The following is a 24139-nucleotide window of genomic DNA, read 5'->3' as shown; positions in this document are numbered from 1 at the left end:
GCGCCGGGAGGAGGTGGCACCTGCCCGCAAGCTCTTACTTCCGCGCGTTCTCGCGGTCGATGTCACCCTGCCAGCGCTGGGCAACCATTTCCTCGCCCGTGATGGGGTGCTTCATGTGGAAGGCGTTGAGCTTGTGCGTGGGCCACAGCCAGTGATCGGTGATCAGTTCGTCCGGTCCGGTCGGATCTTCGGGATAGGTCACCTTGGGGAACGGCACGTACTCGTGCGGGGTGTTGGCCCAACCATGCTCGAAATCTGCGTGCCAGATCGGCATGTAGTTGAGGATGTGCATCCGCCAAACCCCGTCCACCTTCTTGTAGGTGTTCTCATAGATGCCGCCTTCCCACCACTGGCGCGCCTTGAGGTGCGGGGCATCGCCTTCATAGTCCTTGTGGCGGCCAGCCTGCATCATCGAGCGCGCGCGGCCAAGTGCGGTCACGCCATCAGGCTGCACGTTTATGATGTCCTGCAACTGCGGGTGGTCGAGCAGGAAGCCGTCGATCGGGCCGTTGTTGCCGTAAGTGAAGCGCTTCTGGAAGCGTTCGACGTAGAGGCGGCGCACGCCTTCCTTGCCCTTCCACACGCCGCCGAAGAAGCGCACTTCGCCATCGTCGGTGAACAGGTCCACCGTCTCGTTATACATGCACTTGTCGATCAGGTAGCCGTAGAGGTGCTGCAGCTTCCGGATATCAAGCTCATCCTCACGCACGGTAAGGCGCTGTTCGAGATCGGCTAGCCGGTTTTCGAGCGCGGCAATCTGGCTGTTATCGGACACTTCCAACTCCCATGTTCTTTTGGCATATATTTTGTAAGTCTTACTAACAATCTGACCCAGTCGGAAGTTGCTGTCAACGGCCAAGCGCCTCGAGCCGTTCGACTTCTTCGCGATAAGGACGGATGGCGCGGAACATCAGGAATGTGGCGAGCGGCATGAGCACGCTGGCGGTGATCAGCAGCGCCTTCCACAGCTGCGTCGGGTCACCGATCAGGACATCCTGCACCTTGCCGACCACGTAACTGCCCATCGCGCCGAAGAAGGTGAACATGAACAGGTAGAAAGCGGTCACCTGCCCGCGCATGTCGTTGGGCGCGACGCGCTGCACCGCTGCGTTCTGCGGCACGGCGCCTGCGATGCCGAACATGCCCGAGAGGCCGAACATGATCAGAGAGCCCCAGGCCGTGGGCATGAGAATGGCGGTGATCGTGCAGACGGTGACGCCTGCCGCGCAGCAGGTGGCGGCGCGAACGTTGGCATCCTTGTAGCGCTTGGCCAGCCATTCGACGAAAATCCCGCCAAGCAGCAGCCCCGAGAGAGATGCAATCAGCACGGTTGCCCCCAAGGCAGCGCCGATCTGGCCTTCATTCCAGCCGAACGTGCGGATCAAGAAGGGCACGCGCCAGAACTGCAGGCCGAAGGTTTCGACGGCGCTGAGAGCCAGCGCGCCGAAAAGCGGATAATAAACACGAGGCTTGGCGTTGATGGCGCGGAAGGCATCGAGGCCCATGAAGGTGAGCACCTTGCGCCCGAACGAAGCGTTGACAGGGACCGTCGGCGCGTCGGCCGCAGGGGCCATGCGTGGCGGCTCCTTGATCGTCAGGAACAGCAAACCGACGAGCAGCGAAGGAATTCCCATGAAGATAAGGATCCACTGCCAGCCAAGGATCGTAAGCGGGCCTAGCTGGGTGACACCCCACGACGCAGTCATCATCACCAGCATGCCGCCGATCAACGGCCCCAATGTGGTGCCGCCAATGAAGCCGAACTGCAGCAGCGCGAAGGCGCGCGTCAGCTTCTTTGGAGGAAAGGCGTCTGCCAGCAGCGAATAGGACGCAGGCGCATGGGCCGAACCGCCAGCAGCAAGGAACACGCGGCTGCCGACGAACTGGCCGAAGCTCTGGGCAAGGCCGCCTGCGGAGATGATCACGCCGACCAGCGCGGCCCCTGCCCCCAGCACGTACTTGCGCGGGTAGATATCGGCGAGGCGCGCCAGCGGTATGCCGACAAAGAGATAGCAGATGATGCTGGCAGGTCCGGCGAGGAACCCGAGCTGCGAATCGGTGAGACCGAAATCGTGCTTGATCCGCTCGGCGAGCATGCCGAATGTCACGGCATCGAAGAACGTCATGAAAGTGGCCAGCACGATAACGAACAGCGCCCAGTAGGCGGCACTTGCCGGGTGATCGGCGCGTTCCTGCTGAACGTCGGCCTCGGGAACTACCGTGACTGCGACACCTGCCATGTGCTCTCCTCTCTCACCGTCACGGTCGTTTTCCGAACCTTTTCGAAGCGGTGATATTGTTAGTCTTGCATACAATTCCGCTCTGGTGAATACAAAAGGCGAAAAATGATTCCCCGCCTTCTCCCGAGGGCTGAGGGCAGTACAGGATGGAGAGGATCTGATGCAGAATCTGCCGGGTAAGACGGCCTTCGTGACGGGAGGTGCCAGCGGCATCGGCCTCGGGATCGCCAAGGCGCTGCTGGGCGCGGGCATGAACGTGACCATCGCCGACATCCGGCAGGATCACCTCGATTCTGCCGTGGCCGAACTCGATGGGGGCGAGCGCGTGCTGGCGGTTCAGCTCGACGTGACCAACCGCGAGCAGTTCGCAGCTGTCGCCGATGCGGTCGAAGCAAGGTTCGGCAAGATCCACATTCTGGTGAACAATGCAGGCGTTGCCGTCGTCGGGCCGACCGAGCTTGCGACCTTTGCCGACTGGGACTGGGTCATGGGCGTGAATGTGGGCGGCACGATCAACGGCATCGTCACCATGCTGCCGCGCATCCTTGCCCATGGCGAAGGTGGCCACATCGTCTGTACCGCATCGATGAGCGCGCTGGTGCCGGTGGGCATGACCACGATTTATTCCTCGGGCAAGGCCGCTGTCACCTCGATGATGGAATGCATGCGCCCCGAACTCGAACCGCGCGGCGTGATCTGCAGCGCCTTCTGTCCCGGCGCGGTGCAATCGAACATCGCCGATGCCGGCAAGACCCGTCCGGCCGATCTTGCCGAGACCGGCTATGCCGAAGCCGACAAGCGCCGCGCCTCCGGTGGCAACTTCATGCATCTCTACCAGACCAAGGAGCAGGTCGGCGAACGGGTGCTGGAAGGCATTCTCAATGACGAGCTCTACATCCTCACCCATGCCGAATTCCTGACCGGCGTGGAGGAGCGCGGCCTTGCCACCACCGCAGCGGTGCAGACCCACCTGCCCGAGAACCCGGAATACAAGCAGACCTTCGCGATGCTGTTCCGCAACCCGGCGATCACCGAGGAGATCGCGCGGCAGAACAAGCTGAAAGAGGCGCGCGGCGCATGAAGGACTTTGCAGGGCGCACCGCCTTCGTCACCGGAGGCGCCAACGGCGTGGGCATCGGGCTGGTGCGGCAGTTGCTGAACGAGGGATGTAAGGTCGCCATCGCCGACATTCGGCAGGATTCCATCGACAAGGCGCTGGCCTCGCTCGACAATCGGGAAGTGATGGGCGTCCAGCTCGACGTGGCCAGCCGCGACGGGTTCAAGGCGGCGGCGGACGAGGTCGAGGCGAAGTTCGGCCCGGTTTCGATCCTGTGCAACAACGCGGGTGTGAACCTGTTCCAGCCGATCGAGGAGAGCTCCTACGACGACTGGGACTGGGTCATGGGCGTAAACCTCCACGGGGTGATCAACGGCGTGATGACCTTCGTTCCGCGCATGGTCGAGCGCGTAAAGGCGGGCGAGCAGAAGGGCGGGCACGTGGTCAACACCGCCTCGATGGCGGCCTTCCTCGCCGCGGGTAGCCCCGGCATCTACAACACCACCAAGTTTGCCGTGCGCGGGCTTTCGGAATCGCTGCACTATTCGCTGCTGAAGTATCAGATCGGCGTCTCGGTGCTCTGTCCCGGCCTTGTGAAGAGCTACATCTATGCCAGCGACGACGTGCGCCCCGAAGCCCTGAAGGGGGCGATGAAGCCGGTCGATCCGAGCGCAGTGGAGCGTCTGCAGGGGCTGCACGAATTTGGCATGGAGCCCGACGTGATTGGCGCTCGTGTGATCGAGGCGATGACGGCCAACCGCCTTCACATCTTCTCGCACCCCGACCACAGGGAAGAGATGCGCGAGATCTTCGACGAGATCATCGCGGAATATCAGGATTATCCCAAGGACCCCGGCTATGACCGGCGCGTGGCCTTCGAGAAGTTCCGCGCCGACAGCTTTGCCGAAGCACGGCGGCAATCGCGGGCTGCGGACTTCTGAGCGCAAACGAAAAGGGCGGAGCCGCAAGGCCCCGCCCTTTCTCGTTGGTTTCGCGCTGTCTTCAGGCGACGTCGCGCAGGGCTTCGACGAACTTGTCGATGTTGCCCGTGGTCAGGCCGGCGATGTTGATGCGGCCCGACCCTGCCATGTAGACGCCATGCTTTTCGCGGATGGCGAGGATCTGTTCGCCGTTGAGCGGGAGCATAGAGAACAGGCCGTTCTGCACGCCAAGTGGCGCCATGTTGATCGGGCCGACCTGCTGCGCAGCGGCAAGACGATCGCGCACCCAGCGCATGCGATCGCGCATCTCGTCAAGCTCGGCCAGCCACATCGCGGTAAGATCGGGATCGCCGAGGATCAGGCGGACGGCAGCGGCGCCATGATCGGGCGGCATCGACCACGAAGCGCGGGCAATCGTCGCGCCGTTGGCCATGGCGTTGGCAAGAGCAGTCGCGTCCGAGGTGACGGCGTAGAACGCACCGACGCGATCGCGATAGAGGCCGAAGTTCTTGTCGCACGAATAGGCAACCAGCGCTTCGGGCGCGAGGCTCAGCACCTTGCGCAGGCCATAGGCATCGGCTTCCATGCCAGCGCCCAGGCCTTGGTACGCCAGATCGAGGATCGGCAAAACCTGACGCTCGACCAGCAGCGGCGCGATCTCGTCCCACTGCGCTTCAGTGTAATCGACCCCGGTCGGGTTGTGGCAGCAGCCGTGGAGCAGCACGGCATCGCCGGCTTCAGCCCCGGCCAGCGCGGTCTTCAGCGCTTCGAGATCGGCGAAGCCATCGGCGGTCATGTGGCTGAAGGTCTTCAGTTCCATGCCAGCGGCGGAGATGATTTGCGCATGGTTGGGCCACGAGGGCGTGCCCATCCACACACGCTTCACGCCTGAACGCTTGGCAACCTCGATGGCGAGGCGCACCGCACCGGTGCCGCCAGGAGCCTGCATGCCTTCGACCTTGGAGCGATCGAAGTCCTTGCCGAAGACATAGGGAACCAGTGCATGAACGAAGCCCATGTCACCTTCAGGGCCGAGGTAGGCCTTGGAATCCTGATCAGCCAGAAGCCTCGCCTCGGCTGCCTTGATCGCCTTGAACACCGGCGTATCGCCCTCGGACGTGCGATATACGCCGACGCCAAGGTCGATCTTGTCAGCGCGCGGATCGGCGTTGTGGAGCTTGATCAGCGCCAGCAAGGCATCAGCAGGCTGCGCGGCAAGATTTTCGAGCATGGTTCTCAGGCCTTCCATCCGGGGAGCGAATTGCGGCGGCTCCATGCCGCCGGAAGGCCACGGGGGCAACCCTACATTTCAATTATAAGGTATGCGGGCGGCAATTTGCAGCGATGTTGCGCCAAACCCTCAGAACGGGAACCAGTTCTGCTTTCGCGAGAACTTCATGTAGCCGCCGTTGATGCCAAGCCGCAGCCCTGCCCCCGAACGCACGGGAATCAGCACCGTATCGCCCTTGCGCAAGTAGCTCACGTGGAAGCCGCCCACGAGATAGGCCTGCCCCTCGCCCGCCGGGAAGCGCTTGTAGAGCTCTTCACTGTCGAACAGGTTGTAGACGAGCACGAAGGTGCTGGCAGCGTTGGCGCCTGCATCGAAGCCGATGGACGGACCGGTCCAGTAGACCGGGCGCTCACCCTCTACCTTGTGGTGTAGCGTGCCCGAACCGTAGCGCAGCCCGACAACGAGCGCGCCGCCCGCTTCGCGGCCGACGATATAGGCATTGGGCTCGCCCTGCTTCTTGAGCAGATCCTTGATCACATCGGCAAGCCCGGCTGCACCCTTGCCGAACACGCCTTCGGCCGCGCCGATCAGGTCGTCGTCCTTGTAGGTCGTGCCTGTGGCGGTCTTGGCGGCAGGTGCCGTAGCCGCGGGGGCTGGAGTCATTGTGGCCGAAGGCGGCGGAGCGTCTGCCGGAAGTGCGGGCAGGCTGCCGGCCTCGGCTCCGGCCGGGCTGGCGGCTGGAGACTGGGTGGCTGGTTGGGCAGGCATTGCACCCGGGGTGAGATCGCCATCGATCACCGCGTTGGGATCGACCGTCTGGACCTGCGCCGAAACGCCGGTCGCGGTCATCGCAAGACAGGCCGCCATGCCGAGGGCAAAGCGGCGACCGAGCACGCGTGCGTGATAAACCAGTGTCGTCATAATGCTTTCCGTCCGATCCCTGCGCAATGTGCGCGCCCCTGCCATGCCACCAGAATCCAAGGCTGCCCTGCGGACAATGAGCGGGCGATGAGTCGAGTCGGAAACGCGCCAAAGCGTCGCGAGAAGCAGATTTCCACTCCTGCGCATTTTTGCCGCGCAGGCCCTTGCCGCCCCCCACAACCCTCGTTATAGCGCCCCCTCGCCGCTGCGATCCGGAGACGTGGGTGAGTGGCTGAAACCAACGGTTTGCTAAACCGTCGTACTGGTAAATCCGGTACCGAGGGTTCGAATCCCTCCGTCTCCGCCATTCCTTTCAGACAAACTTTTCTCTGAAAGGCCGCTCTCGGGCGGCAAGTGCGCGGATTCGTGCGACTTTTTTCCGCAGAACTGAACCACGAAACTGAACCAGCGGATAATCGAATCTGGTTCCGTTTGCCGCAGCGAACTTGCATTGCAAGCAGGCGCAGCGTTCACGAATGCGCCTTTTCGAGCACGAATTGCCGCTCGGACCCGAAGCTGGCTTTGCCATTGCCGGAAGTGCCCGGAATGGCACTGTCAAAGCGACAACACCCGTTGGAGCTATACGCTCACGCCGCTAGCTTTGGCTGATGCCAAGACCGCGCAAACCTGCGAGCCCCTTCCGCTAATTCGGCTCCTCGCCTGACATCATCCGGTTGGCGGTCGAGACGTATGTCCGCTTGCCGTTGTCATTGCGCAACGTCGAGAACCTCCAGTTCGAGCGGTGTATCGACGTCTGCCACGAGACCCCGCGGCTGTGGTGGAACCGCATGCGGGGGTTCTGGCACCGGTGCTAGCATCATGATGAGAAGTACGTGAAGCTGACTGGTGAGATGGTCTATCTCTTGCATGCGGCAGACCAGTCGGGCGCAATGCTTGAAGGCTACGTGCCCCGCGCGCGGGGCATAACTGCCACCCTCACCTTCATGCGCAAGGTCCTGAAGCGCCATGGCTCTGCTGAGCGGATAACGACCGATGGTCTGCGAATCGTTTTGCCTCGGACTTGCAGCTCCACTATTGCACTCTGCAGGATGCGCGGAATTCACTTGGGCTAAGGCTCGCGTCCGCTTTGAATTTGCGACTGAAATGCGCGGCGTTTCCAAACCCCCATCTCAGACCGATCTCGAATATGCTCGAGTCCGCGAACGCAGGATTTGCCAGATCGCGTTTGCAACCTGCGAGCCGCTCTGCAGAGATAAATTGCCAGGCGGTTTGCCCGCTCCCCTCGAACAACCAGTGGAGGTACCGCAGCGAGATGCGGTTTGCCGCCGCCACCGCTTCCAGCGTCAGGTCAGGATCATGCAGTCGCTGCCGGATCTTGGCCTTCACGGTCTCGAGCTGCGCACCTTTGTGGCTGATCTGATCGCCATTGCCCGATTGCGAGGCGACGATCATTGCGACGGCGGCATCGACCAGAGCATCGTAGCGCAGCGGGTTGTGCGTGTGATCCATCCTGACGAGGCTGCGGACATATCCGGCCAGAAGTTCGGAGCCCGGCTCGCCCGACTTGATCCACCTTGGCAGATTGCGCCACGACTGAGGCAGCCAGTCCTTGAGCCGATTCAAAGGCAATGCGACTGAAACCTTGCTCAACCGTTCCAGCACGGTGAACTGCATGTTCTGCGTGTTATCCCAGATGAAGATGTCGCCCGCATGCAGGACGGCTTCCTGGGCACCTAGCTTCATGTGCTCTTGCCCGGCTTCGACAAGCTGGATGATCAGGCGCTCCTGCGGATCAGGCTCGCGCACGATGTCGCCGCCGCGACGTTCTCCGCCGCATGGATCGCACTCACAGGAAATGACATTGAGGCTGCCAAGGGTGCGCGCTGAAATCCTTGCGTCGAAGTCGCCTTGCGAAGATCTGGTTGGCTGCCAGTAGCCGAACGTCGAGTTGAGCTGATCGACCCAAGCATCATACCGGCCGCGAGGATTGTTGTCCTGCGACGACCACGCGTACACTGCGGCCCCTTCGTCCATCGCCTGTCTCCCATGCCGACGCTTCTCTGCGGAGCGTTCAGCGGTGGCCAGTGTAAGACCAAATCGACGGTTCATGCCAATGCTATCTCGCGATTGCGCGACGATGCACGTGCACTTGCACGATTTGCAAAGCCGCAGACCGTTCAAAGCCAGTTTCGGGACCTGGACGTCTGCCCGATTCCCGGATTGAGCGTATTGGTTGGGTCGAGCGTGCGGTAGAAGGACACGACATTTTCCGGGGCTCTGTAATGGTGGCCAAAGTTGTGTTCGGCCGGGCACACGATACCCTCGGAGTCCAGTTGCTCGAGCAGATCGCTCTCAAAGAGCTTCGCATCCACTCCAGGCTTCAGCACAAAGTCGAGATGGAACACGTGGCAAAGGAAGTGCCCGTAGTCGGCGCGCATCAGCACCTGGTCCGCCAACTTCGGAGACAGGACGACCTGCCAATCCCGTCGACTGCGGGGCAGTGCACAGTCAATTGCAACAAGTGGCCCCGCCTTGCCTGCCAGCGCCGCAATTCTGACCGTTGCGCCCGCCGTGGCAAAGCGCAGTCGTTGCAGTGCTGCGGCCTCGTCCGGTGAGCAGGAGTGTACAACCATCGAGCCAACCGGAGCCGACATGAATTGCCTGCGGGCTTCTTCGATTCCCTCGTCTGCCACCGTCAGAAGGAGCAGGTGCTGATAGGCACTCACGATTGGCCGGATCGAAGCAGGCAACGGATGCGGAGCCATCTTGCCGATCGCCTGCAGCAACCTTTCCGATGGCGCTGCGTCAATTGGGGCAAATGCGCGATCGAACCATCGCTTTACCGCAAACAGCGCAGGCATCCGGCGTGCGCCCAGATACTTCACGGCAAGACAGATGTCGTTGCCGTGGCTGGCCGCGAGAGCCGCCGCATCACGATGCAGATATTCCGCGCTGATCGGAAGATGGCGGAAGGTGCCCAGCACCCTCCGGCGCAACTGCGCGAAATCAGCGGCCGAGTTGCTTGCCAGCAGGAACGTCATCACTTGGCGGGGTGCTGGAAACGTCTTTGTACGAACGGCAAGTACGATGATCTTGCCCGCGCAGCCAGAGGCTTCGAAAAGTTGACGGCTGTCGGCATTGTGGCGTGCTGGTGTCGGCTCATCGAGCGCCCGCACATGATTGGAATAACTTGCAGCAAGGGAGGCCTGCTCGCCGTCATCCGCTATCCGCTCCGGCGCCAGCATTCCGCGGTCAAGCAGGGCAAGAGCCTGTTCCGGGTCATCGCCGAGCGTGATGCCGAGATTGTTGACCAGTGCGAGCCGGCCGCTCTCGTCAATTCGACCGTACAGCGCGTGACGGGTAAAGGCCGGGCCGCGATTTACCAGCGCGCCGCCCGAATTGTTGCAGATCCCACCGACGACCGATGCACCAAGACACGTCGAACCGATGACGGAATGGGGAACCCTTCCAAATTCCGCAAGGACGCCTTCCAACTTCGTCAGAGTTGCGCCTGCCAGGGAAATGACCTGCCGCCCTTCACATATCGGTATGATGCCATCGATGCGGGAGGTGTTGATCACCACCACCGGTCGGTCATACTCCCCATATGGCGTCGATCCACCGGTGAGGCCGGTGTTGGCCGCTTGCAGGATAAGTATGCAATCCGCAGCGACACACGCCTGCGCTGCCCGCCACAACTCGACAAGCGTGGCGGGCCGGACGACGGCGACAACTGGCCCTCCACCGATGCGGTAGCCCTCGGTAAAGGCCCGCGCTGCGGCGATGTCGGTAATCACCTGCCGGCGCCCGACAATCGCGCGCAACTCGTCAACCAGCCGGGTACGTGAACCTGTCACGAGGGCGGGCTTCGCGCTCAGGGTTGGCTGGCGAGCCAGGCAGCCTCGGCGCCGTCCCAAGTGACAAGAGCCTTGGTCGGACCTCCCGGCATATCCACGAATTGCAGTGGGCCCAGGAATGTCATGTAGAACTCGCTGTCGACCGGAAAGTACGTCTTGCCATGGAATGCGCTGGTGGCTTCATAGCCATAGGCTGGCGCCTTGACGGTTTCCCCGCCTTCGGCCTCTCCCCCCCTTATCTCCATGCGGCCGCGGGTAAGGTAGTATTCGCCCGGACCGATATGGTGGTGGCTGGCGAAGGAAGACCCTGCCGGACAATCGAAAATGGCTGCCCATGAGCCAAGCTCAGGGGCAACGTTAAGCAGTTTCCACCGGATACCTCCGGCACTGAGTGAGGGCGGGAAATCGACCCAGGGGAGATCGTCGAGTTCCACGGCGCGGCAATTGATCGGTGCTGTAGCTTGCATCAGCTCATCCTCTTCCATCTTGTAATGTTGGCAGACCGGGTCAGACCATGCTGGCCAGACTTTGGGGGTTCAGGATCTCGATCCAGTAGCCGTCGGGGTCAGCGATGAAGGCCAGCCCTTTCATTCGCCCCTCTTCGGGGCGTTTGACGAAAGGAACTCCGAGATCGGCAAAGCGTCGGCAGGCCGCCGCAACATCGGGCACGGCAATCCCGATATGGCCAAAGCCACGCGGCTCACTGTTGCCATTGTGATAGACCGGTGCGGGCGTGCTTTCAGTGCCATGGTTGTGCGTCAGTTCGAGCACGGCCTTCTGCCTGAAGGCGTAAGTCGTGCGCTCCACTCGATCGATCGGCAGGGGTTCGTCGCCCTCCCGCACATATCCGAGGAAATAGAGCGAGAACGCTGCCTCGGGAAAATCGAGCTGCTGGATCAGCGTCATCCCCAGCACGCGGGTGTAGAAATCGAGTGACACCTGCGGATCGCGAATGCGCAGCATCGTCTGGTTGAATACGAAATCGCTGGTCTCGGGTGACGGCATCTGCGGCACGGTCGGCTCCTCACGGGACGAGCGCGCGCTCCAAGGCGGAGACGTGCTCTTACCCGCTCAGCACTACCACGCCTGTTCAAAGCCGCTTTCCTGTCAGTGCCAGCCGCCATGACAGATCATGCAGCGGGGCCATTCGTAGCCTGCTTGCACGGAATGCGAAGGCTGTTGGCGCTCACGCAAAAGCCTGTCGCGGCGCGCTCGGCTAACGACAACGCTGCAGAAAACGCACGCGATAATGAGGGGAGAGGCTATGATCATGACCACGAAACGACCACGCAACGGATTGATGGCCTGCGTTGCGACGCTGGCGCTTGCGGCGCCGGCGGCCATTCGGGCGCAGGAAGTGCCCCCCGTAGAAGACAAGGCCGACGGTGCCTATCATGACGGCGAGATCCTGGTCACTGCCCGCAAGCGTGCGGAAACGACACGCGAAATTCCGGAATCCATTTCGGTGATCGGAGCGGAAACGCTCGAACGCCAGGAAATCAACAATATCGACAAGGTGGGCCTTCGCGTAACCAACCTGAACCTCAGCACGCGCGCTGACGGCAATCCCAATGTCACCATCCGCGGGGTCGGCTCTTTCGGCAACACGCAGGGCGTCGGCTTCTTTATCGACGGTGTTCACATCCTGACCGATGCTTCGGCGGAATTCGGAGAGATAGAACGTCTGGAAGTTCTCAAGGGGCCGCAGGGAACGCTCTATGGAGGCTCCAACATCGGCGGTGCGATCCGGTTCATCACCAAGCGTCCCGAACTCGGCGATTTCTCCGGCACGGCCAAGGGCAAGATCGGCGAGCAGAACATGCGCAACCTGTCAGCCAGCGTGAATGTGCCGCTCGGGAGCATCGCGGCGCTGCGGTTGTTCGGCTACCGCAACCAGGATGATGGCTTCGTCTACGATAACAACCCCATCCGCCTGAACGGGCGTTCGAACATAACCGACAGCTACATCTGGCCGCTTCCACTGGTCGGTCCGGGGGTGAACTTCGTGCCCGATTCAGGCAATTCTGCCGAACGCTGGCGTAAGCATCCCAACGAGAAGACCGAATGGGGCGTGCGCGGGGCTCTGTACATTGAGCCATCCGACCGGCTGAACATCCTGATCTCGGCGCGGTACAACAAGATCGATACCGGCAACAACAACTGGCGAGCGGACGATCCGGATCTGCTGACCTATTCACCCGAACGCCACCTGACCTTTGCCGGACGCCTGCGTCGCCACACTTTTGGAATCAGCGGTGAAATCAATTACGACCTCGGCGGCGTTAAGCTCAATGCGCTGACCAGCTATACCGATGCGTTCCGCAAGGACACGACCGACCTTGACGTGTCGTCCGAGGTCGGGTTCGATCTCGTGCGTCCCGAACCGACAAAGTACTACACCAATGAATTGCGGCTGACTTCGGACACGGATGGGCCCTTCGAGTGGATCATCGGCGGATACTATTCGGTCTGGAAGAACGACTGGTCCAGCTATGCGAACTTCTACGGGACGACCGATGTGCTCTCGGCGGTGATCCCGCCATCGAATACGCTCAACATTCTCGACAACATCGTCGGCAACGCGGTCAGCGCCCCGACTTTCGACGAGGAAACGACCGTCCGCGTGCCATTCCCGTTCGAGAACCGGAAGCGAAAGAAGACTCATCTCGCCGGGTTCGGGACCGCCAGCTACAAGTTCGGCCAGTTCGAGCTGGGCCTGGGTCTGCGCATCGACAAGTGGACCTACGACACGCTGGACCGCAACGCTGGCCTTTATGGTACCGGGATTCCCTACCTGAAGCAGGGCGGGACCGAAGTGATGCCCAAGGCTTCGCTATCGTACTTCACTGAAGGCGGCACCCATATCTACGGCAACTACGCCAAAGGATACGAGCCGGGTGGCTTCAACCTTTACGATGCCGCCGGCACGCCCAAGCTCAATGCCTTCAGAAAAGAAACGGCTGACAACTACGAAGTGGGCTTCAAGACCCAGGCACTGGACCGTCGGCTCAATCTCAATGTTGCGGGATACTATATCAAGTACAAGGATCGCCAGTTCGAGTTGCAGCAACAGATCGCCATTGGTGGCGTGGTCGAGAACATCCTCAATGCTGGCAGTTCCGAACAGTACGGATTCGAGATCGATGCCAACTTCCGCGCAAACGACATCCTCACCCTCAGCGCAGGCTTCGGGCGGGTCTGGGCGGAGTTCGGGCCGGGCAGTCTGGTCAACGATGTCAACAGCCAGCCGAGCGATGTGAGCGGGAAGACCCCGCCATGGATTTCGGACTACAGCTTCAACGTCGCAGCAGACATGCGCGTGCCGCTGGGCGGCGATTACGAGCTTGCCGGGACAGTCGAATACATCGGCAAGGGCCCGTACTGGTTCAATCAGGAGAATACGGCACGGCATCCCGGATACGAGATCACCAACGTCTCAATCGGGGTCGAGAATCCGGGCTGGAGTCTTCGCCTCAACGTCGAGAACCTGTTCGATACCGGCTATTACAGCGATGGCTCAATCTGGCCGGGCGACGCCGTGCCAGGCGCAAGGCGGGACGTTGTGATTGGAACGTTAGGGCAGCCTCGGCTCATTACCCTGACGGGAACGGTGAAGTTCTAGAACCGTCGCGAGGATGCTGGTTGGCAAGCTCGCCACAGCGGGATCAACCAGCATCCTTGCGCTGAGAATGCCGTATCGCCGCCATGCTAGGAACAGGCCCAGCTCAGCGCACCAACGCCATTCATCTGTTTCACCAGTCCCGCCACGTCATGCGCGGGCACAGGGCGGCTGATGAGGTAGCCTTGGATGAGGTCGCAACCCTCGCGGCGCAGGGCATCCATTGTCGCTTCCAGTTCGACGCCCTCGGCCAGTGTGCGGCTGAGCGCGACCAGATCCTGCGCGTCGTCCGGTTCGAAAACTACGACCCAACCTGCTCTTAGGCCGGTTTGGGAGCAAAAACCGTGCGCCGCCAGGTGAACTCGCGCAAGCCGTCGAGGCCATTTTCTACGCCAAGGCCGGATTGCTTTGCTCCCGCGAACGGGATGTGCGGGCCATTCTGCAGGTTGTCGTTGATCCAAACTGTGCCGGTTTCGAGGCGGTTGGCTATTTCGATGCCAAGCGCAACATCACTGGTCCATACGGCACCGGCAAGGCCATACTCGGACGCATTGGCTCGCGTGATAACGTCGTCCATATCGGTGTATCGCAATAGTGGCAGGACTGGGCCGAACGCCTCTTCCTGCACAACTGCCGCCTCTTCGGGAGGATTGTCGACGAGCGTGAGTGGGATGAAATACCCCGCCGCGCCTATTGGCGCTGGCCCTTCAATGATCGTCAGACCCTGCGCGCGAGCACCGGCGATCAGTGCCTGCACCCGGTCATATTGAGGCTTGTTCTGGACGGGGCCGAACATCACGCCCGGTGCGCTGCCATCACCCACTGTGTTTGCCCGGACCAGTTCTGCTAGTTCGTCGCGCATCGCATCGTAGATGGCATCGTGCACGTAGAGCCGTTTGGTAGCGATGCAGACCTGGGCGCTGTTGTAGAACGCGCCGAAAAACAGCTTCCGGGCCACAGCTTTGACATCGACATCAGGCAGGACGATCGCGGCATCGTTGCCGCCCAGTTCAAGTGTTACGCGCTTGAGGTCAAGTGCAGCAGCTTCCATCACCCGCTTGCCGGTGGCAGTCGATCCGGTGAAACTGATCTTCGCAAAGCCCGGATGCGCAGTCATCATCGGGCCCAGATCGTTCTCACCATTGATGACGTTGAACACGCCGGCAGGCAGTATGTCGCGCCAGATTTCTGCCAGCTTCAACGTGCACAACGGGGTGAATGGAGAGGGCTTCAGGACCATCGTGTTGCCGCTGATCAGAGCCGGTGCGATCTTCCAGATGGCAAGAAGAAAAGGGAAGTTCCACGGGACGATGCCTGCAACCACGCCCAGCGGCTCATGCCGGACATAGACTGTGCGCGCCGGGGAATCCTCAACCGTCTCGTCCGCGAGAGTCTGACGTGCCACCGCCTTGATCCAGTGGATGCCAAGGTCGATTTCTCCCCGTGCCATTGCAAGCGGTCGGCCCTGTTCTCGCACGAACAGCTGGGCAAGCGCGGCGGCGTGCGGTTCCAGCGCCTTCGCGGCGGCCAGCAGCAACGCGCGCCGTCCGTCCCACCCAAGCGCTTTCCAGGCGGGGAATGCCGCCTGGGCTGCGGTGACTGCAGCGTCGAGTTCTGCTTGCTGCGCCAGCGGGGCACGAGCAAATGCCAGCCCGGTGGCGGGATTTATCACGTCCATTTCCCGCTCGGTGCGGATCTCCCTGCCATTGATGGTCAAGGTGAAATCCGAATCAAAATCCATCACTGGCTTCTCCCGTCTTGCCCGGTTTTCAAACCAACAGGGCGCTATATCGAATGTCATTAGATAATTGACAACGCAAGGGGCATCGTGCTTCGTTCGGGCCATCGGCATGCAGTTGACTGTCGGAAACCTCGCCTTCGCAGACGCCCGACCTATGGACGGCAGGAAGCTTGCAAAGGCCGCGCCAGGTCTGTGATGCATCGGGAGAGAATTAGATGATTGAAGGTGGATGCAACTGCGGCAAGATTCGCTATTCCAGCGAGGCCAAGCCGATCGCGGTGGCGCAATGCCATTGTCGGAACTGTCAGCGGCAATCGGGCAGTGCGTTTTCGGTAAACCTGCTCTTCCCAGCGGCGACACTTTTGGTCTCGGGCGAGCCTGCAGCCTATGAAGATACCGACACCGAATCTGGCAATGCCGTCGTGCGAAAGTTCTGCAGCACGTGCGGTTCACCGCTGTTTTCTGAAACGCGCAGCAATCCTGCGCTGATCATCGTCAAGGCGGGCACGCTGGACAATCCCGGTGCATTCAAACCAGGCATCAGCGTGTGGACGGATTCACAGATGCCATGGGTAGAACTGCCGGCCGGGCAAACCACCTTTCCCCGCAATGCAGGCTGACCCGATTTCGGTTCAGTTCACGCCAGCGATGTGATCGCGCGCGGCTGCGAGGATATGCGGCGAGACTAGTTCTATTGCGCCCTCGGCTTGCAAAGCATCAAGCTCCGCATCGTGCAGTCCTAGCCACTCGGCAAGCGCCTCGCGAGTCTGCTCCCCTGCCAGTGGGGCGGGGCGCCCTGGCGGCGGCGCCATGTCGAAACTCAAGGCAACAAAGCTTTCCCCCATGACCGTTTCGCGCATCCACGGGTGACCTTCGCTGCGGAAGAAGCCCCGTTCGCGGTAAAGCGGGTGACCGGGCAGTTCGGCAAGGCGCAGCATCGGAGCAGCGGGAATGCCCTGCGCCTGCAGCAACTGCGCTGCCGCATGTGGTTCGTGTTGCGCTACCCAGCGAGCGACATGGGCGTCGATCCGTGGCTTTGCGGAAAGGCGTTCCGCTGGGGAATCAAGTTGGCAAGGATCTGGAAAATCGATGAGTTTGGCGAGCGCGAGCCAGTCCGCTGTCGACCGGACGGTGATGACAAGCCACTGGTCGTCCCCTCTGGCGGGGTAAACACCCCATGGCGCATCGCGCTCGCCCCCAATCTCGCCGGTTTCAATGGCCTCGGCAAAATGCGCGAGCATCACTTCGGCTTGTGATACGCAGGATAGCCCACCCTTACCGGTACGCAGGCGTCGTATCAGCAGAGCAACCACGCCAAGCGCGCAGATCCGCCCTGCAACATGATCTGGATAGACGGTTATGGCATCGCTGAAGCTCTCAGGATCGTCCGGGTAGCGCCAGGCCAGCGTCAGTCCCGTTGCCGCACGCACCAGGGGGCCATAGCCCATCCGTCCACTCCAAGGCCCGCTGTCGCCGAAGGCTGAGCTTTCCGAAAGCACTATACGCGGATTAGCGTCGCGCAGCACTTCACGACCCAGGCCAAGTTTCTCGAGCGTGCCTGGCTTGAAGTTCGAGCACACAATGTCAGCCTGCCTGACCAGATCGAGGAACAGCTCCCTGCCCCTCTTGGAGCGAAGGTCCAACCCGACGCTGCGCTTGTTGCGGTGGCCCGCGCCGAAGCTGACCGACATGCCGTGCTTGAGGTAGGATTGGCGGCTGCCATCAGGAAAGGCGTTGCTTTCGATCTTGAGCACATCGGCTCCGTAATCGCCCAGCAGGCGTGCCTGCTCTGCCCCAACGACGATAACGCCAAGGTCCAGCACTCTGAGCCCGGCGAAGGGCAGGTGCGGCGACGTAACCTCCTGCACAGGACCGAACGCACTGGCCGAAACATCGCAGACAGGGCCCATGCGGGCACCGTCAATCGTCAGCACTCCATTGGGAACGCGGCGACCGTCTGTGGTTTCAGCCACCGACTGCCGCGCCTTGGCATGGTCAGACGCGATGAATTCCGCGATCGTCCGCAGACCTGAAATTGGCACCCCGTGGGCCTGCCCTTCTCGCTCGAGGTCTTCACGCAAGCGATCTGAGAAGAACGCGGCGAGCGCCGGGTTGAGATCGGGCGACGCGTAGCGGTGCGCCATCGCATCGAATTCGGGAGCAGCGAACTTTGCAGGTCGCCCCATCCATTCAAACATGCCGCGCCACTGCCGCTTGGCCAGCAGGCAAATGCGGACATAGCCATCGGCACATTGGAATATGGGGTACTGGAAACCTTTACGAGGACGACCCTGATCAAGCAGGCCCACCGGCTTGCCCAAAGTCGCGCTACCGTTGATGCCAAAGCCGGGGTCCAGCGCCTGCACAGCGCCTTCGAGCGCGGAAAAATCGAAGTGTGCTCCCCGCCCGCTGCCTAAAGCGCGATAGAGCGCACTGGCGAGGGCAAAGGCCGCCTGCGCTGCGGCACTTTCGTAGGCGAGGTTTCCGGGAGGAAGCAGCGGTGCACGCCCACGAATTCCCGATCGAGAGAGCATTGCCGACATTGCATCGAGCACCGGGCCGGTGGCTTGCCAGTCTGACCAGCTGTTTCCGTTGCCGAAATCGCTTACTGCCATCGAGACGAGATCAGGACGATCTTCGCGCACCTGGGCCAGATCGGGCCAGTGGGCGGCGGAGACGATCACGACATGCGCCTGTCGCGCCGCCGCAATGGCGGAGCCCGACGAGGCACTCTCCGCCTCGCCAAAGCGATCCACGCGGGCACCAAGATCCGCAAGATGCCGACCGATTGCCGCAAGCGGACCAGTGACCGTCTCGAAAACGCGGATGCCCTGCAGCGGGCGCTCGACCTGATTGTTGTTCATCGCACGCGCCGATACATCTGCCTCACGTAGGCGTCAGCCTGGCATAAAACCATCGAGAACGCCGTAATAGGTAGCGATCGACGCTTCGAGGCCGGAATAGACGCAAGTGTCGAGTGCACCGGTTGCAAGCCCGGCATGACTGATTTCGGCTGCGCGGAAGTCCTCGTTGCCAAAGACGTTGAGGACCATCTCGTAAGACCGGGCATAGAGTTCCTCGGCTTTCGGATTGTCCGGCACGCTGCGGGTCAGCATATGGTATTCGACGGTGGTGTGATCGGCAGCGCGCGGGTGGAGCAGCATCACGGAAATGTACCAGGGGCTGGTTATAACCACGCAATTGGGGAACATGTTGTAGACCGTGGTCACGGTCTTGTGGATGTTCTCGCCAGGCAGGGCCAGGTCATCGGGCGTGAAGTTTGCCTTCCCCGAAATCTGACGGATCGTGGGCCCGAGCAGGTCGACCACGTTGGGAACATCTGCAAACATCGGCCCCACGGTCTGCGCGTGTAGGCGCTGGACGTGATAGCCTTCAAGGAAGGGTTCGAGCACAAGCTTCCAGTTCGCCGCAATCTCGAACCGCTTGCGCCCATAGACATGGAGGCGCGGAAGATCGAGCGCCTCGAGATCCTCGGCCAGTTCCGGCACCAGCGGTGAAAAGTCAGGCTCTGCATTGCGGTCAAGCATGACCCAGATGATGCCGCCATGTTCGCGCGAAGGGAGCTCGACGAGATTGCGCGAGGACTTGTCGAGGCCAACGAACGTTTCAGGCCGCGCGACCGCAAGGAGTTTCCCATCCAGCCCGAACGTCCATGCGTGGTAAGGGCAGGTCATCCGCGCTGCCTTCATCGGCTCGCAGGTTTCCAGCAGTTTGGCACCTTTGTGCTGGCAGGCGTTGAGGAAAACGTGGGCCTGGCCCTGCTTGTCGCGCGATATGATCAGCGGGATGCCGAGCGCGTCATGTCCCATCGCAGTGCCGTTTTCCGCAATAAGAGCCGAAACCGCAAGCGGCACGGCGCGCGCTCGGAAAAGGTGCTGCTGCTCAAGGGCAAAGCGTTCGGCCGACGTGAACATCGACGCAGGCGTCTGGAAATCGATCTGCGGCACCTCTGCCTCATCGTGCCGGGCAATGCGCTGCATCGCGGCACGCTGGCCCGTGCTGAGCATGTCGAAGGTTTGCACCAGAGGCAATGCGGCTGCCTCCGCGGTCTTCGCGGGCGCGTTCATCGGGAGTGATCCTCTTCCTAACCAGATTCGTGATTGGGGTAACATCGGCTATATCTATTGCCAATAGATTTTATTGCAAAAGCGCTCTCGCAATGCCAAATCTTTGTTGATTAGATTTATCTGTTGGGAGAGATCATGAACGCACCATCCGTCGAACTCGTGCGCATTGCCGAGCCTGATCGCCTTTTCATCGGCGGACGCTGGATAGATGTCGAAGGCACGGACCGGCTGCGCCCGGTCAACCCCGCCACCGAAGCCGCCTTGCCCGATGTCGCCGCAGCAGGCCCTGCGGAAGTGGAACGTGCGGTGGCAGCCGCGCGCGCCGCGTTCGATCGCGGACCGTGGCCGCGCATGGCCCCATCTGAACGCGCCGCTGCAATGCGCCGCCTGTCCGCCGCTCTGCAAAGGCGCGCCACGACCGCAGATAGCTGCTGGCTGGCGCAGGTCGGCGTTCCTGTCTGGATGTCTCGCGGAGCAAGCGCGGGAGCAGCCGGATTGCTCGACATGTATGCTGCGATGGCCGAGACCTACCCCTTCGAGCGGATCGGTCCGGCGCAGGGCATCGCCTGCGACACCGCCGTTGTCGTGCGCGAGGCCGTAGGTGTAGTCGCCGCGATCGCACCGTGGAACGGACCGCTTGCCTCGTTGCTGGTCAAGCTCGCGCCTGCCCTTGCTGCAGGGTGCACCGTCATACTGAAGCCCGCGCCGGAAACCCCCTTGGAGGCTTTCGTTCTGGCCGAGGCCGCTGAGGAGGCAGACCTTCCGCCCGGCGTGATCAACCTGCTCCCCGCCGATCGCGAGGCTTCCGATTTGCTGGTGCATCACCCGGGCGTCGACAAGGTGGCCTTTACCGGATCGACCGGAGTCGGCCTTCATATCGCCCAAGTCTGTGCCAGCCGGATGGCACGATACACGATGGAACTCGGTGGCAAGTCGGCAGCCATCGTGCTTGATGACTATGATCCCGCAGAGCTCGGCCCGGCACTTGCGCCGCTCGTCACGATGCTCTGCGGGCAGGCCTGCATCAACTTCAGCCGCATCCTCGTCCCCCGCGCGCGCTATGATGCCTACGTCGAGAGTCTGGCATCCGCGATGCAGGCAGTGACCGTGGGCGATCCTGAGGACACCGCGACGATGATGGGGCCGCTCGCCATGGAGCGACATCGTGACAAGGTGTTTTCCTACATCGAACGCGGACGAGCCGAAGGAGCGCGCATTGCAACCGGAGGTGGGCGTCCGGCAGGGATGCGACGCGGCTATTTCATCGAGCCGACCGTTTTTGCCGATGCCTCGAACTCCATGACGATCGCACAGGAAGAAATCTTCGGCCCGGTTACTGCGGTGATCCCTTATGCCAGCGAGGAGGAAGCCATCGCCATCGCCAATGCCAGCGAGTTCGGCCTTTCCGGCGGGGTATATACGCAGGACACCGACCGCGCCTATGCCATCGCCCGCGCGATCCGTACCGGGACCTTTACCCAGAACGGGCGCGAGTTCGACCTAACCCACCCATTCGGTGGCTTCAAGAAGTCCGGCGTCGGCCGCGAGGGTGGCGTGGAAGGGCTGGAAGCATTCTGCGAGACGAAGAGCGTGTTCCTGCCGCGCGTGCCGACCTGCCTGCAGGTCGGCTGAAAGTGCGATGGGGGCTGATATCCCAACCGGACCCAGCCCCCTCGCCCTATAACACCTTGTTTGCAAAGATAGCCGAACTCACTGTCGGGGCTCCCGGTCCGCCGGCGAGAAGACAGGTTCGCGCACCAGAAACAGGATTGGCGCTTTCTCCCCGCAGCTGGCGCACGGCTTCGATGGGCAGGCCAATACCGTGAATGAAGCCCTGCGCGAGATTGCCACCTGCGGTATTCACCGGAAGCTTCCCGCCCTGCGCAATCAGGTTGTCAAAGCGGATCACTTCGGCTGCGTTCTCATAAGTGCAGAAGCCATGGTCGATAAGCGACATCACGCCCTGCGCATCGAAGTTCTCGTAGAGCTGAACACAATCGATGTCGGCAGGCGAGAGGCCGGTCTGCCGATAGAGATCGCGCGCCACGGGCCGGAAGCCGCCCGTGGCGTATAGGTCGTCCGCATCGTTCTCCAGCAGATCGCCCCAGCCTGCTTCAGTCCCCTGCGCGCAGCCCAGAAGGTAGACGGGCGGCTTCGCAAGGTCCTGCGCCTGTTCCGCCGAAACCAGCAGCAACGCACCGGCACCGTCGTTCTCGCGACTGCAATCGAACAGACGGAACGGTTCGGCGATCCATCGGCTCGTGTGCAGGGCCGCGATGTCGAAGTCCTGGCCGAAGCCCACCGCCTCGGGATTGTTGCGCGCATGGTGGTATGAGGCGCGAACCAGATCCTCGACGATCGATTGCGACACGCCGTAGTGCTTGAATAGTCGCTGTGCACGGATCGCGCACATTTGCGCGGGCGACACCAGACCGGCGGCCAGAAGATGATCGTTGAGATGGTGCGCCATCACGGCAGCCGACATGCGCCCGCTCGCCCCTTCGGCGAGCGCGCGGAACACGATGACCGCCTTGGCCTGCCCGCTGATGATTGCACTGGCAGCAAGGCCGAAAGCACCGGCAATGCCACCGCCGCCGCCGCCGAATACAGAAGCCGACCACGCAAGGCGGCGCGTGCCAAGATCCCCCATCAGCCGCACCGGCTCGTTCTTGTCGTCACCATAAGAGACGAAGCCGTCCACTTCGGCAGGATTCAATCCTGCTTCCAGGCAGGCGTCGAGTATTGCTTCGACCAGAAGGCTGCGCTCTGGCAGCGGCGATGCCCCACGCTTGAACTGGCGGAGGCCCACACCGGCAACTGCCGTCGTCCCGTAAAGCGGATGGGTCATGCCGCGCGACTCCAGATGATCGTGGGGATGGCATCATCACCAACGCGGGTCCTGTCGATCCGACCTACCACCGCCTCGCCAATGGCGGGGTCATCTGGCGAAGGGTCATCCATCCGGCCCATCAGGCGAATGCCGCAATCTTCAATTTCGGCGACGATGCTGACATAGGGCAGATCGAGCGCCTCGGTCAGGGCGAAGCGATGCCAAGTGCGGGTCCACGAATAGACCGTGGCGCGCAACGGCCTCTCCTCCCACACCATCCCGATCGAGCCACAGGTGGAGCAGCGGTGCCCGGCAGGCCAGAGCCAGCGCCTGCAGGACGCACAACGCGGCAGTTGCAGCTGTCCTGCTTCGAGGCTCTGCCAATAGGGCGCATCCGCGCCGTCAAGGCGATGGTTCATGATGCTGCGTTCACCGAAACCGGCAGCGCCTCGAGCGCCATCACCGTGCCGGTACGGAAGGGGCGCGGCTTGTCTGCCGCGAGGCTGAACGACTGCACGCGCTTGAACCACTCCTCGGTCAGCACCTTGATCTCGGCACGGCCGAGGACATGGCCGATGCAAAGGTGCGGGCCCGTGGAAAAGGTCACGTGCGCCACCTTCTTGCGATCGATGTCGAGCACGTGGGGCTGATCGAACTTGCGATCGTCACGGCTTCCGATGGGCAGCAGGTTCAATACCATGTCGCCTTCACGGAACGGAACGCCCATGAGGTCGATGTCCTTCACCACGAGGCGCGGCGTATTGACCACGCCGAACATGCGCACCGCCTCGTCGGCGAAAGCACCCGAGAGACCTTCTGCGTCGGCCATGAGTCGGGCCTGCAGATCGGGCATCTGTGCAAGTTGCTGATAGGCAAAGCCGGTCACGTTGGTGACCGTGTCCATGCCGCCGAGGAACAGCACGAAGCTCATCGCCAGGATTTCGTCCTCGCTCATCGTGCGCCCGCCACCCATGTCTGCCTGGATGAAATGGCTCATGAGCTTGTCGTCCGGCGTACTGCGCTTCTCGTCTATCAACGCCTTCATGACGCCCAGAATCTGGCCGCTCAGAGCCTCTATCTGCGCGGCATCGTTCTGGTTCTCAAAGAACCGCTCGGCAAGATCACGGAACTCATGCAGGCGCGAAAGATCCATGCCCATCAGTTCCATGAAAACGCTGACGGGGAAAACCTTGGCGACATCGGCCATGAAGTCGAACGTGCCCTTCTGCAGGGCCGCGTCGATGATTTCACCAGCCCATGCGCGCAGACGCGGCTCCATCGCCTTTACCGCTACTGGGCCGAACATCGGCGCCATGGCGCGTCGGTACGGCAGATTTTCTGGCGGATCCAGGCTGAGCGGAATGAAGAACGGCGGATTGGGCACGCGTGGAATCTGCATCTCGCGCACCGAGAAATGTTCCGGGTCCGTCGCGATGGCAGATATGGCGTCCATGCGCTGCACCATCCAGTGTCCGCCATTCTGCGGGGCCCAAAAGACGTCCGGCGCATCGGCGATTGCGGCAGAATAGGTCTGGTGAACATCGCTGCCTACGCGCGCGTCCGCATAGATATCGAAATCAAACACGAGATGGGCGGGAACATGCGGCGGGATCACTCGCAGCTGGCTTGGTGCTTTGGTCATGGGTTCCTCGG

Annotated in this window: 20 protein-coding genes, 1 tRNA gene and 1 pseudogene; 8 read left to right on the top strand and 14 right to left on the bottom strand. The window is 61.8% G+C overall.

What is annotated here, in order from left to right; genetic code table 11:
• Positions 1-34 precede the first annotated feature (34 nt).
• Together IQ25_RS09655 and IQ25_RS09650 are read right to left on the bottom strand one after the other, a co-directional pair.
• A complete protein-coding gene (locus IQ25_RS09655; RefSeq protein WP_144905217.1) occupies positions 35-775 on the bottom strand; it encodes a nuclear transport factor 2 family protein in 741 nt (246 codons plus the stop codon).
• A gap of 73 nt (positions 776-848) precedes the next feature.
• On the bottom strand, positions 849-2240 hold the full coding sequence (locus IQ25_RS09650) for an MFS transporter (RefSeq protein WP_144905215.1): 1392 nt from the start codon (positions 2238-2240) through the stop codon (positions 849-851).
• A 160-nt stretch (positions 2241-2400) separates the two neighbouring features.
• On the opposite strand from IQ25_RS09650, the gene IQ25_RS09645 reads away from it, so the two are divergent.
• Together IQ25_RS09645 and IQ25_RS09640 are read left to right on the top strand one after the other, a co-directional pair.
• Complete coding sequence (locus IQ25_RS09645; protein WP_144905213.1) at positions 2401-3321, top strand: SDR family NAD(P)-dependent oxidoreductase; 921 nt, start codon at positions 2401-2403, stop codon at positions 3319-3321.
• On the top strand, positions 3318-4238 hold the full coding sequence (locus IQ25_RS09640; protein ID WP_144905211.1) for an SDR family NAD(P)-dependent oxidoreductase: 921 nt from the start codon (positions 3318-3320) through the stop codon (positions 4236-4238). The genes IQ25_RS09645 and IQ25_RS09640 overlap by 4 nt, the downstream gene beginning before the upstream one ends.
• A gap of 61 nt (positions 4239-4299) precedes the next feature.
• Here the strand turns inward: IQ25_RS09640 and IQ25_RS09635 are convergent, their stop codons facing one another.
• Complete coding sequence (locus IQ25_RS09635; RefSeq protein WP_181447221.1) at positions 4300-5469, bottom strand: amino acid aminotransferase; 1170 nt, start codon at positions 5467-5469, stop codon at positions 4300-4302.
• Between the two features lie 129 nt (positions 5470-5598).
• Positions 5599-6390 carry a DUF1134 domain-containing protein gene (locus IQ25_RS09630; RefSeq protein WP_144905207.1) on the bottom strand — a complete coding sequence of 264 codons (792 nt, stop codon included), beginning with the start codon at positions 6388-6390 and terminating at the stop codon, positions 5599-5601.
• A 214-nt stretch (positions 6391-6604) separates the two neighbouring features.
• Here IQ25_RS09630 and IQ25_RS09625 point away from each other — a divergent pair.
• Together IQ25_RS09625 and IQ25_RS21530 are read left to right on the top strand one after the other, a co-directional pair.
• A tRNA-Ser gene (locus tag IQ25_RS09625) sits at positions 6605-6697 on the top strand.
• Between the two features lie 358 nt (positions 6698-7055).
• Positions 7056-7394: pseudogene (locus tag IQ25_RS21530) on the top strand (DDE-type integrase/transposase/recombinase); the annotation flags it as partial.
• A gap of 28 nt (positions 7395-7422) precedes the next feature.
• Here IQ25_RS21530 and IQ25_RS09615 read toward each other — a convergent pair.
• The 4 genes from IQ25_RS09615 to gloA are packed head-to-tail and all read right to left on the bottom strand — an operon-like array spanning position 7423 to position 11213.
• Entirely contained in the window at positions 7423-8532 is a 1110-nt protein-coding gene (locus IQ25_RS09615) for an AraC-like ligand-binding domain-containing protein (RefSeq protein WP_144905203.1), read from the bottom strand.
• Positions 8529-10208, bottom strand: coding sequence for a D-lactate dehydrogenase (dld, locus tag IQ25_RS09610; protein ID WP_144905201.1), 1680 nt, complete (start codon positions 10206-10208; stop codon positions 8529-8531). The genes IQ25_RS09615 and dld overlap by 4 nt, the downstream gene beginning before the upstream one ends.
• Positions 10209-10225: 17 nt before the next feature.
• Positions 10226-10675 (bottom strand): cupin domain-containing protein, encoded by a 450-nt coding sequence (locus IQ25_RS09605; protein ID WP_144905200.1) that lies wholly within the window; start codon positions 10673-10675, stop codon positions 10226-10228.
• 40 nt (positions 10676-10715) lie between these two features.
• On the bottom strand, positions 10716-11213 hold the full coding sequence (gene gloA / locus IQ25_RS09600; RefSeq protein ID WP_144905793.1) for a lactoylglutathione lyase: 498 nt from the start codon (positions 11211-11213) through the stop codon (positions 10716-10718).
• A gap of 265 nt (positions 11214-11478) precedes the next feature.
• Here gloA and IQ25_RS09595 point away from each other — a divergent pair, with 265 nt between their 5' ends.
• Both IQ25_RS09595 and IQ25_RS21150 read left to right on the top strand, forming a co-directional pair.
• The gene (locus IQ25_RS09595) at positions 11479-13830 is read left to right on the top strand and encodes a TonB-dependent receptor (RefSeq protein ID WP_158637721.1); all 2352 of its coding nucleotides are present in this window, start codon (positions 11479-11481) and stop codon (positions 13828-13830) included.
• Positions 13831-14012: 182 nt separating this feature from the next.
• Positions 14013-14150, top strand: coding sequence for a hypothetical protein (locus IQ25_RS21150; RefSeq protein WP_181447233.1), 138 nt, complete (start codon positions 14013-14015; stop codon positions 14148-14150).
• On the opposite strand, the gene IQ25_RS09585 is transcribed toward IQ25_RS21150, so the two are convergent.
• Positions 14147-15568 (bottom strand): aldehyde dehydrogenase family protein, encoded by a 1422-nt coding sequence (locus tag IQ25_RS09585; RefSeq protein ID WP_144905194.1) that lies wholly within the window; start codon positions 15566-15568, stop codon positions 14147-14149. The genes IQ25_RS21150 and IQ25_RS09585 overlap by 4 nt on opposite strands.
• A 215-nt stretch (positions 15569-15783) precedes the next feature.
• Between IQ25_RS09585 and IQ25_RS09580 the strand changes: the two genes are divergently transcribed.
• Positions 15784-16188 carry a GFA family protein gene (locus tag IQ25_RS09580; RefSeq protein ID WP_144905192.1) on the top strand — a complete coding sequence of 135 codons (405 nt, stop codon included), beginning with the start codon at positions 15784-15786 and terminating at the stop codon, positions 16186-16188.
• Positions 16189-16200: 12 nt separating this feature from the next.
• Here IQ25_RS09580 and IQ25_RS09575 read toward each other — a convergent pair whose 3' ends face one another.
• Both IQ25_RS09575 and IQ25_RS09570 read right to left on the bottom strand, forming a co-directional pair.
• Positions 16201-18432, bottom strand: a complete 2232-nt coding sequence (locus IQ25_RS09575) for a CaiB/BaiF CoA-transferase family protein (RefSeq protein ID WP_144905190.1) — start codon at positions 18430-18432, stop codon at positions 16201-16203.
• A 33-nt stretch (positions 18433-18465) separates the two neighbouring features.
• Positions 18466-19656: an aromatic ring-hydroxylating oxygenase subunit alpha gene (locus IQ25_RS09570; RefSeq protein ID WP_206066309.1), complete on the bottom strand. Its 1191-nt coding sequence runs from the start codon at positions 19654-19656 to the stop codon at positions 18466-18468.
• A 135-nt stretch (positions 19657-19791) separates the two neighbouring features.
• Between IQ25_RS09570 and IQ25_RS09565 the strand changes: the two genes are divergently transcribed.
• Positions 19792-21288: an aldehyde dehydrogenase gene (locus tag IQ25_RS09565; RefSeq protein WP_144905188.1), complete on the top strand. Its 1497-nt coding sequence runs from the start codon at positions 19792-19794 to the stop codon at positions 21286-21288.
• Positions 21289-21334: 46 nt separating this feature from the next.
• Here IQ25_RS09565 and IQ25_RS09560 read toward each other — a convergent pair whose 3' ends face one another.
• Genes IQ25_RS09560 through IQ25_RS09550 form a run of 3 tightly spaced genes read right to left on the bottom strand, consistent with a single transcriptional unit; the run spans position 21335 to position 24128 of the window.
• Entirely contained in the window at positions 21335-22504 is a 1170-nt protein-coding gene (locus IQ25_RS09560) for a thiolase C-terminal domain-containing protein (protein WP_144905186.1), read from the bottom strand.
• The gene (locus IQ25_RS09555; protein ID WP_144905184.1) at positions 22501-22905 is read right to left on the bottom strand and encodes a Zn-ribbon domain-containing OB-fold protein; all 405 of its coding nucleotides are present in this window, start codon (positions 22903-22905) and stop codon (positions 22501-22503) included. The genes IQ25_RS09560 and IQ25_RS09555 overlap by 4 nt, the downstream gene beginning before the upstream one ends.
• Entirely contained in the window at positions 22902-24128 is a 1227-nt protein-coding gene (locus tag IQ25_RS09550; RefSeq protein ID WP_144905182.1) for a cytochrome P450, read from the bottom strand. The genes IQ25_RS09555 and IQ25_RS09550 overlap by 4 nt, the downstream gene beginning before the upstream one ends.
• Positions 24129-24139: the final 11 nt, after the last annotated feature.

This window comes from Novosphingobium taihuense (assembly GCF_007830315.1).
Taxonomy (GTDB): Bacteria; Pseudomonadota; Alphaproteobacteria; order Sphingomonadales; family Sphingomonadaceae; genus Novosphingobium; species Novosphingobium taihuense.
Note: the sequence above shows the minus strand (reverse complement) of the source record. Positions and strands in the feature narration are given on the sequence as shown.

Coding starts and splice junctions, on each gene's coding strand:
- IQ25_RS09555 (WP_144905184.1), bottom strand. CDS start 22,905: ATGAACCATCGCCTTGACGGCGCGGATGCGCCCTATTGGCAGAGCCTC.
- IQ25_RS09550 (WP_144905182.1), bottom strand. CDS start 24,128: ATGACCAAAGCACCAAGCCAGCTGCGAGTGATCCCGCCGCATGTTCCC.
- IQ25_RS09570 (WP_206066309.1), bottom strand. CDS start 19,656: ATGAACGCGCCCGCGAAGACCGCGGAGGCAGCCGCATTGCCTCTGGTG.
- IQ25_RS09630 (WP_144905207.1), bottom strand. CDS start 6,390: ATGACGACACTGGTTTATCACGCACGCGTGCTCGGTCGCCGCTTTGCC.
- IQ25_RS09580 (WP_144905192.1), top strand. CDS start 15,784: ATGATTGAAGGTGGATGCAACTGCGGCAAGATTCGCTATTCCAGCGAG.
- IQ25_RS09640 (WP_144905211.1), top strand. CDS start 3,318: ATGAAGGACTTTGCAGGGCGCACCGCCTTCGTCACCGGAGGCGCCAAC.
- gloA (WP_144905793.1), bottom strand. CDS start 11,213: ATGCCGTCACCCGAGACCAGCGATTTCGTATTCAACCAGACGATGCTG.
- IQ25_RS09650 (WP_144905215.1), bottom strand. CDS start 2,240: ATGGCAGGTGTCGCAGTCACGGTAGTTCCCGAGGCCGACGTTCAGCAG.
- IQ25_RS09595 (WP_158637721.1), top strand. CDS start 11,479: ATGACCACGAAACGACCACGCAACGGATTGATGGCCTGCGTTGCGACG.
- IQ25_RS09565 (WP_144905188.1), top strand. CDS start 19,792: ATGAACGCACCATCCGTCGAACTCGTGCGCATTGCCGAGCCTGATCGC.
- IQ25_RS09605 (WP_144905200.1), bottom strand. CDS start 10,675: ATGCAAGCTACAGCACCGATCAATTGCCGCGCCGTGGAACTCGACGAT.
- IQ25_RS09575 (WP_144905190.1), bottom strand. CDS start 18,432: ATGAACAACAATCAGGTCGAGCGCCCGCTGCAGGGCATCCGCGTTTTC.
- IQ25_RS09560 (WP_144905186.1), bottom strand. CDS start 22,504: ATGACCCATCCGCTTTACGGGACGACGGCAGTTGCCGGTGTGGGCCTC.
- IQ25_RS09585 (WP_144905194.1), bottom strand. CDS start 15,568: ATGGATTTTGATTCGGATTTCACCTTGACCATCAATGGCAGGGAGATC.
- IQ25_RS09645 (WP_144905213.1), top strand. CDS start 2,401: ATGCAGAATCTGCCGGGTAAGACGGCCTTCGTGACGGGAGGTGCCAGC.
- IQ25_RS09635 (WP_181447221.1), bottom strand. CDS start 5,469: ATGCTCGAAAATCTTGCCGCGCAGCCTGCTGATGCCTTGCTGGCGCTG.